Origin of the sequence: Streptomyces sp. NPDC059743 (genome assembly GCF_042732975.1) — a bacterium.
GTDB lineage: Bacteria > Actinomycetota > Actinomycetes > Streptomycetales > Streptomycetaceae > Streptomyces.
The window spans coordinates 121,228-133,750 of record NZ_JBHWGS010000015.1; the positions used below are offsets into that span (position 1 = coordinate 121,228).

The window sequence follows — 12,523 nt, forward strand, 5'->3', positions numbered from 1 at the left end:
GGAGCTCTGTCATGGGTAAGACCATCCTGATCACGGGTGCCGGCTCCGGTTTCGGAGCACTGGCCGCTCGCGCCCTGGCCCAGGCCGGGCACACCGTCTACGCCGCGATGCGCAACACCACCGGCCGCAATGCCACACGTGTCGCCGAGGCCGAGTCCTACGCGGCCGAGCATCAGGTGGACCTGCGTACGGTGGAACTCGACGTGCTCTCCCAGGAGTCCGCCGACGCGGCGGTCAACACCGTTCTGGCCGAGGCCGGTTCGCTCGATGTGGTGATCCACAACGCCGGCCATATGGTGACAGGACCGACCGAGGCCTTCACTCCGGAGGAACTGGTCGCCGTCTACGACACGAATGTGCTGGGCACTCAGCGCGTCAACCGCGCCGCGCTGCCTCATCTCCGCGCCCAGCAGCACGGACTGGTCCTGTGGATCGGCTCCACGTCCACCCGAGGCGGCACTCCGCCTTATCTCGCACCGTACTTCGCCGCCAAGGCCGCGATGGACTCGCTGGCCGTCTCCTACGCCGCCGAGCTGGCCCGTTTCAATATCGAGACCTCCATCGTCGTGCCGGGCTCCTTCACCTCGGGCACCAACCACTTCGCCACCGGCGGACATCCCGCCGAGCAAACCGTCGTACCGGCGTACGAGGCGCGCTACGCCGGTCTGATGGACCAGGTCTCCCAGCGTCTGGCCGCCCTCGCGCCGGCCGACGCCGATGTGTCCCAGGTGGCCGAAGCCATCGTCAAGGTCGTGGACACGCCGCACGGCAGCCGTCCCTTCCGGGTCCATGTGGATCCCGCGAACGACGGCTCGGAGGAAGTGAGCGAGGTCGCGGACCGTATCCGTGCCGAGTTCCTCGCCCGTATAGGCCTGGACGATCTCCTCACTCCTCACTCCTCACGCCGTCGGCCAGTCGGTTCTGTGAGTACACGGGACTCCATGAGCACGCGGGACCGGATCCTGGAAGTGGCCGCCGACCTGGTGGCGCGGTCCGTGGACGGAGATGTCTCCGTACGGGCCGTGTGTGAGGCCGCGCAGGTCGGAGCCCCGGCGCTCTACCGGAACTTCGGGGACAAGGAGGGCCTGCTGTCGGCCGTCGTGGACCATGGCTTCGGCACCTACCTCGCGACGAAGAAGCACCACAGTCCGCACGCGGACCCGGTCGAGGATCTGCGCGACGGCTGGGACAGCCATGTGGACTTCGCCCTGCGGAATCCCAACCGCTACCGGCTGATGAACTCGCCCGCGATGCGTACACCACCGGGCGCGGCTCTGGAGTCCCACCGGATTCTTGAACGGGACCTGGGACGGGCGGCGGCCCGGGGCAGACTGCGCCTCACTCCCGAACTGGCCGCGCAGGTCGTCATGTCGGCCAATGTCGGTGTGGCCCTGATGCTTGTCTCCCGTCCCGCGACCTTCACCGATCCGAGCACTTCGCGCCGTGTACGGGACGCCGTGCACGCGGCGGTTCTGACACCGGAAACCTTGGAGACGCCGGAAACCTCGGAAACGACCGGCTCCGACCATGAGAACAACGGGACAGGAACACACATGTCGGTGGCCTCGGCAGCGGCCCGGTTGAACGCCCTGCTGCACCGGTCACCGGCTTCGGTGCTCAGCACCGCCGAGACGGCCCTGATGACCGACTGGCTGAACCGGCTCTCGGACACCTCCTGACATCGGCCGCCGACCCGCCGCGTCTGCGCGAGCGGAGCGCACCCGAGGGAGTGACGATGGAAGGACCGGACCTTCGAAAGGAGTGTTCCCGTGTCTCAGGCCCTGCCTCCCGTCCTGTCCGATCCGCTGACCAACCGCGGCACCGCGTTCACCGAGGAGGAACGCGAGAGACTCGATCTGGTGGGACGGCTGCCCGATGCCGTCCTGTCCCTGGACGAGCAGCTGCGGCGCGCGTACGAGCAGCTTCAGCGGCAGCCCGACGCGCTGGCCAAGAATGTGTATCTGGAGCAGCTGCACGACCGTAACGAGGTTCTGTACTACCGGGTACTGGCCGATCATCTCGCCGAGCTGCTGCCGATCGTCTACGACCCGACGGTGGGCGACGCGATCAAGCGGTACAGCCACGAGTTCCGCCGCCCGCGCGGCGTGTATCTCTCCATCGACCATCCGCAGGACATCCGGGCCGCCCTCGAACACCTGGGGCTGGGGCCCGACGATGTGGACATGCTGGTGGTCACCGACGCACAGGAGATCCTCGGTATCGGTGACTGGGGCGTCAACGGCGTACAGATCTCGGTCGGCAAGCTCGCCGTCTACACCGCGGCGGCCGGTCTGCATCCCGACCGCTGTATCCCCGTCGTACTGGACGTGGGCACCGACAACGAGACGCTTCTCAACGATCCTCTCTATCTCGGCGTACGGCGCAGCCGCACCCGTGGAAAGCCTTACGACAACTTCATCGCCGCCTATCTGGCGACGGCCGCCGATCTGTTCCCGCACGCGCTGCTGCACTTCGAGGACTTCGGTCCCGGCAACGCCCGGCGCATCCTGGAGCAGAACGCCGACCGCTACCGGATCTTCAACGACGATCTTCAGGGCACCGGCGCGATCACTCTCGCCGCTGTCGTCTCCGCTCTCAAGGTCACCGGGACGGCCTTCCGTGACCAGCGCGTGGTGGTCTTCGGGGCCGGCACCGCGGGTGTGGGAATCGCCGATCAGCTCGTGGCGGCGATGGTCCGGGACGGTCTGGAGCCGGCCGAGGCGGCACGCCGGGTGTGGCTGGTGGACAAGCAAGGGCTGCTCACCGATGACATGAACGATCTGCGGGACTACCAGCGCGACTACGCCCGCCCGGCCGCCGAGGTGCGCGGCTGGTCCGACCAGGGCGGAATCGACCGGGCCGGTACCGGCCGTACCGGCCGTATCGATCTGCTGACCACCGTGCGCCAGGCGCGGCCCACCATTCTGATCGGCACCTCCACCTCGCCGGGAACCTTCACCAAGGAGGTGGTGACCGCGATGGCCCGGCATGTCGAGCGGCCGATCATCTTTCCGCTCTCCAATCCCACCGAGCGGATCGAGGCCATGCCCTCCGCCATCCTCGCCTGGAGCGACAGCAAAGCGCTGACCGCCGCGGGCATCCCGGTCGAACCTGTCGAGCTGAACGGTGTCCGGCATGTCATCGGCCAGGCGAACAACGCCCTGCTCTACCCGGGACTGGGCCTGGGCACCATCGTCTCCCGGGCCCGCCGGGTCACCTCCGGCATGCTGCTGGCCGCGGCCGAGGCGGTCGCGGGCCAGGCGCGGGTCGGCGCTCCCGGCGCGTCCCTGCTGCCGCCGGTGTCGGATCTGCGCGCGTCCTCCGCCACCGTGGCCGTCGCCGTCGCGCGCGCCGCGATCGCGGAGGGCGTCGCCGAGAACGCTCCGGAGGATCTGGTGCAGGCCGTCCAGGACGCGATGTGGCAGCCGCGGTACGGGCCCATTCCCGATCTTCCAGGCCATTCCGACGGCCCCGGTCATTCCCATGGCCCCGGCCCTTCCCACGATCCCGGCCCTTCCCACGAAGGGAGCGCGCGATGAGCGAGGCCCCGCCGGTGGTACGGGATCTGCCGATCGGCATCGACGCCGAGGGCACCCGTACCGAGCGTGACTCACTGGGTACGGTCGAGGTGCCCGCCGACCGGTACTGGGGCGCGCAGACCCAGCGCTCGCTGATCCACTTCTCGATCGGCGACGACCGGATGCCCAAGGCCGTTTATCACGCCTACGGCCGTGTCAAGAAGGCCGCCGCCCTGGTCAACGGCCGCGACGGCCGGCTGCCGCGCTGGCAGAGCGAGCTGATCGCCAAGGTCGCCGACGAGGTGATCTCCGGTGCTCTCGACGCGCACTTCCCGCTCTATGTCTGGCAGACCGGCTCCGGCACACAGAGCAATATGAATGTCAACGAGGTGATCAGCAACCGCGCCATCCAGCTCGTCGGCGGCACCCTCGGCTCACGTACGCCGATCCATCCCAATGACCATGTCAACATGGGCCAGTCCTCCAACGACACCTTTCCCACCGCGATGCATCTGGCCACCGTGCGGGCCCTGCACCACGACGTACTGCCCTCCCTGGCCGCGCTCACGCAGGCCATCGAGAACAAGGCCGTCCTGTGGCGTGATGTCGTCAAGGTCGGCCGTACGCATCTCCAGGACGCGGTCCCGCTCACCGTCGGCCAGGAGTGGTCCGGTTACGCCGCGCAGCTCGCCGACGCCCATGAGCGTGTCCGCGCCACTCTGCCCGCGCTGTACGAGCTGGCGATCGGCGGGACGGCGGTCGGCACCGGCCTCAACGCACCCGAGAACTTCGGCACCGCGGTCGCCGCCGAACTGGCCCGCCAGACCGGTCATCCCTTCACGGTGGCCGCCAACCATTTCGCGGCTCAGGGCGGGCTGGACGCGATGGCCGCCGCCTCGGCGGGACTGCGCGCCGTCGCCGTACCGCTGATGAAGATCGCCAACGATCTGCGCTGGCTGGCCTCCGGTCCACGCTGCGGACTCGGTGAACTCGCCCTGCCCGCCAACGAGCCCGGCAGCTCGATCATGCCCGGCAAGATCAACCCGACCCAGTGCGAGGCCATGGTCATGGTCTGTATCCAGGTCCTCGGCGAGGACGGTGCCGTCGCGTTCGCCGCCAGTCAGGGCAACTTCGAGCTCAACGCCATGCGTCCGGTGATCATCAGCGATGTGCTCCACTGCGCCCGGATCCTCGCCGACGCGAGCGAGAAACTGCGGGTCTACTGCGTAGAAGGCGCCGAGCTGCACCGCGACCGTATCGACGAGGACGTCTCGCGCTCGCTGATGCTCGTCACCGCCCTCTCGCCCGAGATCGGCTACGACCGGGCCAGCGAGATCGCCCACCGGGCCGCCGAGGAGGGCAGCACCCTGCGCGAGACCGCGCTCGCCACCGGCTATCTCAGCGCGGAGGAGTACGACCGGATCATCGATCCTCGTGCGATGGCCGGACTCTCCAACTGAGCTCCCTGAACTCCCTACGCTCCTGAACTCCGGGACTGAGCTCCGGGACTCAGTTCCGGGACCTGACTTCGAGACTCAGCTTTGATCCCGGTCACCTGAACGGGTGTCACTCGCCGTGGGTCCGTGTCGCCGTACCAGCGCACCGACCGGCGCGTGGACGATGCAGGAATGCCATCCTCCACTTACGCCGCCGGGATTCTGCTGCGTGCCGCCGCTTCGGCCGGTGACCCGCCACAGCTTCTGCCCGCCCGGGAGCAGATGGCCTTCACTCTCGGCTTCCACATCATCCTGGTGCCGTTCGGAGTGGCGCTCACCGCCCTGATGCTCATCGCCAACTACCGCGGTCTGCGGTACGGAGACGAGCAGGCGCTGCTGCTCGCCCAGCGCTGGTCGAAGGTCGCCGCCGTACTGCTCGCCGTGGGAGCGATCACCGGTACGGTGCTGAGCTTCGAACTCGGCATCCTGTGGCCGGGACTGATGGGCAGATACGGCGCCGCCTTCGGTTTCCCGTTCGCGATCGAAGGCATCTTCTTCTTCCTGGAAGCGATCTTCGTCTCGATCTATATCTACGGCTGGAAGCGGCTCCCGCCCTGGACGCACTTCTGGACGGGCGTACCGGTGGTGCTGGCGAGCATGGGCGGCACCGCCTCCGTGGTGGCGGCGAACAGCTGGATGAACCAGCCGGGCGGTATCACCATGCGCGACGGCCATGTGGTGGAGGTCCGGCCGGCCGAGGTGTTCTTCAACGGCGCCTTCTGGTTCGAGACCGTACATATGCTGCTCGCCGCCTATATCGTCGCCGGTTTCACGGTGGCCGGCGTCTACGCGTTCGGCATGCTCAGAGGACGCCGCGACCACTACCACCGGACCGGCTTCCTCATCGGATTCGTCGTGGCCGCCGTCGTCCTGCCCGTACAGATCTATGTCGGTGATGTCGTCGCGCGCCAGGTCTTCCAGAGCGAGCCCGCGAAGTTCGCCGCGCTGGAACTGCTGCCCGACACCGGCACCCATGTTCCCGAGACACTGGGCGGTGTACTGATCGACGGCAAGGTGCGCTATGGCCTCAGGATTCCGGACGTGGCCTCACTGCTCGCGGGATTCAGTCCGTCCACACGGATCCGCGGACTCGACGCGATCGCGCCGGCGGTACGTCCCGACGACGCCACGGTGAGCGTCGTCCATCTCGCGTTCGACATCATGGTGGGCACGGCCACCGCTCTGCTCGCGCTGGTCGTCTGGTTCGCCTGGCTGTGGTGGCGCCGACGGCGGGTTCCGACCAACCGGTGGTTCCTGGGCTGCGCAGCCCTCAGCGGAGTCGTCGCCGTGGTGTGTCTGGAGAGCGGCTGGGTGGTCACCGAGGTGGGACGGCAGCCGTGGACCGTGGTCGGTCTGCTGCTCACCAGGGATGCCGTGGCGACGCAGGGCAATCTCTGGCCGTTCTTCTCCGCCGTACTGGCCATCTACTGCGCGGTGGGCACCGGCGCGGTGCTGATCCTGCGGTCCCTGACCCGACGATGGAGAGCCGGCGGAGGCGAGGGAGAGGACGAGGGACTGGACGTTCCCTACGGTCCCAACCGGCCGCTGACCGACGCGCACACGGAAGAAGGCCGGCAGACATGAGTGACACCGTCTCGGTCATGGGTGACACCGTCTCGGTCCTGCTGTTCATCGGCGTCATCGCCTACGCGCTCTTCGGCGGGGCCGACTTCGGCGCCGGCTTCTGGGATCTGACCGCCGGCGGAGCGGCGCGCGGCAGCAGGCCACGCCGTCTCATCGACGCGTCGATCGGCCCTGTCTGGGAGGCCAATCACATCTGGCTGATCTACTGCCTCGTCATGCTGTGGAGCGCTTTTCCCGCCGCGTTCACGGCCATCACCACGACGCTGTACATCCCGCTGGGCCTCGCCGCGCTGGGAATCGTGCTGCGAGGCGCGGGCTTCGCCTTCCGCAAGGCCTCGATGCGCACGCCCGAACAGCGCATCTACGGCGCGACGTTCGCGCTGTCCTCGGTGCTCACTCCGTACTGCTTCGGCAGTGTGGCCGGTGCCATCGCGTCCGGCCGGGTGCCCACCGCGGGCAAGGGCGACGCGCTGGGGAGCTGGAACAATCCGACATCCGTCCTCGGCGGAATTCTGGCCGTGTCGGTGTGCGCCTATCTCGCCGCGGTGTTTCTGACCGCCTCGGCACGGCAGAACCAGAGTCCGCCGCTCGAAAGGTGGTTCCGCCGCCGGGCGCTGCTCGCGGGAGTCGTCACCGGCCTGGTCGGCCTGGCCGGGATCTTCGTGCTCCAGGCCGACTCGCCGCGGCTGTTCCACCAGTTGAGCCACCGCGGACTGCCGTTGCTCATCGTCTCGGCGCTGAGCGGGCTGCTCAGTCTCTTTCTGCTCAGGCGCGAGAAGCCTCTGGCCCTGCGTATGCTGGCCGCCCTGGCCGTGGCGACGGTCGTGTGCGGCTGGGGCGTGGCTCAGTACCCGTATCTGCTGGGCACTCATCTCACCATCGCGGAGGCGGCGGCGCCGACGCCCACGCTCTGGGTGCTCACCGGTGTCGCCTGCGCCGCCGGGCTGCTTGTCGCGCCGTCGCTGGCCGTCCTCTACGTCCTCCAGAACCGAGGGAGGCTGGAGTCACGGACCTGAGGATGCGCTTGTCAGGGGCTCACGGCCACACCGTACGGGCTGTTGCCGACCGTGACCGTCGCGGTGACCTTCAGCGTCGTACGGTCGATGACCGAGAGGGTGCCCGCGCCCTGGTCCGTGACATAGACCGTGCCGGAGGTGACGGCGATATTGAACGGATCGGTTCCCGGCGGGCCCACATTGACCGTTCCCGTGACGCGACGGCTGCCGGTGTCGATCACCGAGACATTTCCGGGACCGAGAACGGCGACGTACATCTTCTTCCCGTCGGGTGCGGAGGTCACGTCGAAGACGCCTTCGCCGACCGGCACGGTGGCCGTGACCTTGCCGGTGCCGGTCGAGATGACCGAGACACGGGCCGTCACCTCGTTGGCCACATAGACCGATCCGCCGTCCGGAGTGACGGCGACGCCCACGGGCGAGCGGCCGGCCGGGAGCGTCCGGACGACCCGGTCGGTACCGGTGTCGATGACCGACACACTGTCCGAGCCCGAGTTGGCTACATAGGCGGACTTGCCGTCGTGGCTGACGGCCACGCTCACCGGTGAGACACCGACCGGGACGGTGGCGGTCACCCGGTTGGTACGGGTGTCGAGCACCGAGACATTGTTCGAACCGCCGTTGGTGACGTACAGAGATCCGCCGTCCGGGCTCAGCGCGACACCGCTCGGGTTCTTGCCGACGGCGACGGCCTTGACGATCTTGTCGGTCCGTGTGTCGAGGATCGAGACCTTGGCCGACTCGCTGTTGGCGATATAGGCGTGCTTGCCGTCCGGAGTGATGACGATGCCTTCGGGGCCGGTACCGGCCGGCACGGTGGCCACCACCTTGTGGGTGCCTGCGTCGATCACGGAGACCGTGTTGTCGAGCTGGTTGGTCACATAGACACGGCCGGCGGACCGCTGCGCGCTCGCGGAGGGCGCGGCGACCGGGTCCTGTCGCGCGGATCCGGCCGAGGTGCAGGACACCAGCAGCAGAACGATGACCACCGCGAGGACGGGCAGCAGTGGGAGCGCCGGGCGTACGGGCAGCGCCGGCCGGAGCGCCTTCCCTCGGAGCGCCTTCCTGCGGTGCCGGTCGGCCGTACCGGCACGGGCTCGGGTCTGTCCTGGGGAACGAAGGGAACGCATCGTGCCTCCTGCGCGCATCGAGGGAATCGAGGGATTCGTCCTGTCAGGACAGGAGTCCACGGGCGTAGTGGTCCTGGGTGTCGCGCACACCGGGGAGCGCGAAGAAGTAGCCGCCGCCGCGTGGGCTGATGTACGGCACCAGCGCCTCGCCCTCCAGCCGGGTCTGCATGGCGATATAGGTGTTGAGTTCACGCTGGAAGCAGCAGAACGCGTGTCCCAGGTCGAGTCCGCCGCGTACATCGGGGCTGCGGTCGTAGTCGTAGCTGCGGCGCAGAATGGCGCTGGTGGACGCGGTCTCCGGAGTCTGGGGATTGGCCAGCCGGACATGGCTGTTCAGCGGAGTGATCAGGCCCTGCGGATCGTTGGTGTAGATGGGGTCGAGCTGGTCGGAGGCGTCCGGGTCCTCTGCGTACATGGGCGCGCCGCTGACCTTGCGACGGCCGAAGATCCGCTCCTGTTCCTCAAGAGGCACCTCCTGCCACTTCTGAAGGCGGAAGTGGACGATGCGCAGCACCTGATAGGTCCCGCCCGCCGCCCAGGCCGGCTCGTCGGTGTGCGGCTGTACCCACACCTCCTGGTTGAGCTGTGCCGTATCGCTGAGGTCCGGGTTGGCGATGCCGTCCTTGAAGCCGAACCAGTCCCGGGGCACACCGACGGGCCGCGACGGATTGCGCGTACCGTTGATCCGCCAGCGCTGCTTCATCGCGCCGCTCGTGTGGAACAGGATGTCGAGCAGTGCGTACACCGTGGTGTCACGGTTCTTGGCACAGATCTGTACGAGCAGGTCGCCCTGGGACAGCGCGGGATCCAGATCGTCGTGGGCGAAGGCCTTCATGGTGACGAGCTGGACCGGCTTCTCCGGGCCCAGTCCGAAGCGGTCGTCGAAGAGGCTCGCGCCGAGGGCGACGGTGACGGTGAGCTCGCCCGGTAGGACCTTGGGGCCCAGGACGCCGGTGTCGGACGGCGGTTTGTCCGGCGGTGTCCGCGGAGGCGTGCCGCCGGCGGTGAGAAAGCGGGCCCGGGTGGTCAGCGTACGGAACAGATCGGTGAGCGCCTTCCGGTCGGACGCGGTCACGTCGAACGCGACGAAGGTCGCGTCCCGCTGCGGAAGTGTGACGATGCCGGCCTGGTGGTAGCCGTGGAAGGGAATCGCCTCGGTGTCCTCGGCGGCTCGGTCACCCGGCGCGGTGGCACGGGCCGTACCACCGCCGTCCAGCAGGCCGACGCCCGCCGCTCCGGCGAGTCCGGTGGCGACAGTGCCCTGGAGAAACGAACGCCGCGCGAAGAAGGCCGCCGGACAACCGTCGCCGTCCGAGCCGTCCGAGCTGTCCGCCCTGTCCTCGTCCTCGCCCTCGTCCTCCGGGCCGGGCGGTCTCTGCTCACTCATGCCGCGTATGCCCTCTTTCGTGACGCTCTCTGCGCCGAAAGTACCTGCACCACGCGCCACTCGCCATCGGTGGGCGGGCAAGGGCAGTTCAGCATGGCGATGGTGGTGCCGGCCGGATGATGCGGCCCTTCTACGTGATCGTCGTCGTGGCCGCCTCCGTGCCGGCGAGGAGTTGGGGCCAGAGCGTGGCGCCCATCTGTTCGGGGGTGCCGGGGCAGCCGTGGTGCAGCCAGTCGAGGACGGTGCCGAGCAGGGCGCCCGCCACGAACGCCGCCGCCGGGTCGTGAGGGATGGCCGTCGGATCGTCGGCGTGGGTGGGCGGGACGGCCTCGGCGGGTCCGCGGCTGACGTGCACGGCGATCGCGATCCGCTGCAACAGGTGGTTGATCACGCGGGCGCTGCCGTCGCGGCCGAGTACGGCGCGATAGAGGGCGGCGTGCTCGGCGACATGGGCGAACAGCATCGGCAGAGGGTTGTCCCGGGAACGGCCGTCGCGCGGGAGATCCCGTCCGGCGGCCGGGGTGGCGGCCACCAGTCCGTCGAACATGGAGGTGCACGCGGCGGCGGCCAGCTCGTGCACATCGCTGTAGTGCTCGTAGAACGTGGACCGCGTGACGCCCGCGCGTTTGGTGATGTCCGAGACCGAGAGCTGGGCCAGATCGCGCTCGGCGACGAGCTCGCGCAGGGCGGTCTCCAGGGCGCTGCGGGAGCGGCGGATGCGGGCGTCCACATGGTGCGCAGGCATGGCGAGAGCGTATCCTCTCCGACACCTGTAGGATAACGGACAGCTGTCTGATAGAGGGCGGCCTTCGACAGGGGGCGGCTGTCGGACGCGGGGCGTGTCCGACGTACGGCCTCGGCAGACGTACGTACGACTACGACCTCGGCAAGGAAGTGAACATGTCGCAGCACATCGCAGTGGTCATCGGCGTGGGCGGAATGGGACAGGCGATCGCGCGGCGCGTCGGACCGGGCGCCCGTCTGCTCCTCGCGGACTTCAACGAAGAGACTCTGGACACCGTGACCGGGCAGTTGCGCGGAGAGGGATACGAGGTCACCTCCCAGGCCGTCGACGTCTCCTCGCGCGCGTCGGTGGCGGCGCTCGCCAAGCGCGCCGCGTCCCTCGGCGAGGTCCGGTACGTGGTGCACACCGCCGGTCTCTCGCCCGTACAGGCGCCGGTGCCCGCGATCCTGGCGGTGGATCTGCTCGGTGTCGCCCTGGTGACCGAGGAGTTCGGCGAGGTCGTCGCGTCCGGCGGCGCCGGTGTCGTCATCGCCAGCATGGCCGCTCACAACTACCCGCCCTTCCCTCCGGAGCAGGCACGGGAACTGGCCACCACGCCCGCCGACCGGCTTCTCGACCTGCCGATCGCGGACCCGGCCAACTTCCCCCACGCCGGAGCCGCCTACGCCTTCGCCAAGCGGGCCAACCTCGTACGCGTCCAGGCCGCGAGTGTGACCTGGGGTGCCAAGGGCGCCAGAATCAACGCGATCAGCCCCGGCCATATCGCCACGCCCATGGGCCATACCGAACTCGGCGGCGAACACGGCGCCATCATCCAGGCCATGATCGACGGCTCCAACGCCAAGCACGAGGGCACGGCGGCCGACATCGCGAGGGCCGCCGAGTTCCTGCTCAGCCCCGGCGCCGGATTCATCTCCGGCAGCGACCTCCTGGTCGACGGCGGCGTCACCGCCGCGTTGCAGACAGGGCACATCACCCTGAGGTGAGGACAGCGTTCCTGACGTAAGGACAGCGTTTCCAGGACGGGGCCGTGATCGATCTCGCCGCCACGGGATCAGCCACGGGATCAGGAGGGCGCCACCGCGGCGGTCAGTGGAGTTGCCCGGCGAACGCCGCGTACGCCCGCTCGTCGAAGAGCACGAATCTGACCTCGGTGACCGCCGTCTCCGTGTTCCGCACGGTCTCTACGGCGATACGAGCAGCGTCCTCCATCGGCCACCTGTAGGCGCCGGTGGAGATGGCTGGGAACGCGACGGTCCGCGCACCGAGCTCATCGGCCACTCGGAGAGACTCCCGGTAGCAGGAAGCCAGAAGCGAGGGATCGCTGCCGGAAACCTGATACACCGGGCCCACCGTATGGATCACCCACCGGGCGTCGAGGCGGCCGGCCGTAGTGGCCACCGCCTGGCCGGTGGGCAGGCCACGGCCGTACCGCGCGGCGCGCAGGGCGCGGCACTCGGCCAGGATCTCCGGGCCGCCGCCGCGGTGGATCGCGCCGTCGACACCGCCTCCGCCGAGCAGCGAGGAGTTCGCGGCGTTGACGATGGCGTCCACGCTCTGGTCGGTGATGCTTCCTCGGACCAGTGTCAGGGTTGTGGTTGTCATATCGGTGGCCTCCTCAGACCTTGTCGCAAAACCTGTCGCACG

The 12,523-nt window shown here is 68.7% G+C and carries 9 protein-coding genes and 2 pseudogenes; 7 read left to right on the forward strand and 4 right to left on the reverse strand.

What is annotated here, in order from left to right:
* Positions 1-11: 11 nt before the first annotated feature.
* The 6 genes and pseudogenes from ACFV6H_RS26125 to ACFV6H_RS26150 all read left to right on the forward strand — a co-directional run.
* Positions 12-899: pseudogene (locus ACFV6H_RS26125) on the forward strand (SDR family NAD(P)-dependent oxidoreductase); the annotation flags it as partial.
* Positions 900-941: 42 nt separating this feature from the next.
* The gene (locus tag ACFV6H_RS26130; protein WP_385546715.1) at positions 942-1,679 is read left to right on the forward strand and encodes a TetR/AcrR family transcriptional regulator; all 738 of its coding nucleotides are present in this window, start codon (positions 942-944) and stop codon (positions 1,677-1,679) included.
* An 87-nt stretch (positions 1,680-1,766) separates the two neighbouring features.
* Positions 1,767-3,539 (forward strand): annotated as a pseudogene (locus ACFV6H_RS26135) (NAD-dependent malic enzyme); the annotation flags it as partial.
* Entirely contained in the window at positions 3,536-4,978 is a 1,443-nt protein-coding gene (gene fumC / locus ACFV6H_RS26140; RefSeq protein ID WP_384981565.1) for a class II fumarate hydratase, read from the forward strand. The pseudogene ACFV6H_RS26135 and the gene fumC, both read left to right, overlap by 4 nt.
* Before the next feature lie 168 nt (positions 4,979-5,146).
* Positions 5,147-6,598, forward strand: coding sequence for a cytochrome ubiquinol oxidase subunit I (locus ACFV6H_RS26145; protein ID WP_385546456.1), 1,452 nt, complete (start codon positions 5,147-5,149; stop codon positions 6,596-6,598).
* A complete protein-coding gene (locus tag ACFV6H_RS26150) occupies positions 6,595-7,614 on the forward strand; it encodes a cytochrome d ubiquinol oxidase subunit II (RefSeq protein ID WP_385546459.1) in 1,020 nt (339 codons plus the stop codon). The genes ACFV6H_RS26145 and ACFV6H_RS26150 overlap by 4 nt, the downstream gene beginning before the upstream one ends.
* 11 nt (positions 7,615-7,625) lie before the next feature.
* Here ACFV6H_RS26150 and ACFV6H_RS26155 read toward each other — a convergent pair whose 3' ends face one another.
* The 3 genes from ACFV6H_RS26155 to ACFV6H_RS26165 form a co-directional block, all read right to left on the reverse strand.
* Positions 7,626-8,744 (reverse strand): beta-propeller fold lactonase family protein, encoded by a 1,119-nt coding sequence (locus ACFV6H_RS26155; RefSeq protein WP_385546462.1) that lies wholly within the window; start codon positions 8,742-8,744, stop codon positions 7,626-7,628.
* Positions 8,745-8,787: 43 nt separating this feature from the next.
* Positions 8,788-10,131 (reverse strand): Dyp-type peroxidase, encoded by a 1,344-nt coding sequence (locus ACFV6H_RS26160; protein WP_385546465.1) that lies wholly within the window; start codon positions 10,129-10,131, stop codon positions 8,788-8,790.
* Positions 10,132-10,261: 130 nt separating this feature from the next.
* Positions 10,262-10,876, reverse strand: coding sequence for a TetR/AcrR family transcriptional regulator (locus ACFV6H_RS26165; RefSeq protein ID WP_384981554.1), 615 nt, complete (start codon positions 10,874-10,876; stop codon positions 10,262-10,264).
* Positions 10,877-11,031: 155 nt separating this feature from the next.
* Here ACFV6H_RS26165 and ACFV6H_RS26170 point away from each other — a divergent pair, with 155 nt between their 5' ends.
* Entirely contained in the window at positions 11,032-11,862 is an 831-nt protein-coding gene (locus ACFV6H_RS26170) for an SDR family oxidoreductase (protein ID WP_385546468.1), read from the forward strand.
* Between the two features lie 103 nt (positions 11,863-11,965).
* Here the strand turns inward: ACFV6H_RS26170 and ACFV6H_RS26175 are convergent, their stop codons facing one another.
* Positions 11,966-12,481 (reverse strand): O-acetyl-ADP-ribose deacetylase, encoded by a 516-nt coding sequence (locus ACFV6H_RS26175; protein WP_384981548.1) that lies wholly within the window; start codon positions 12,479-12,481, stop codon positions 11,966-11,968.
* Between the last annotated feature and the right edge of the window lie 42 nt (positions 12,482-12,523).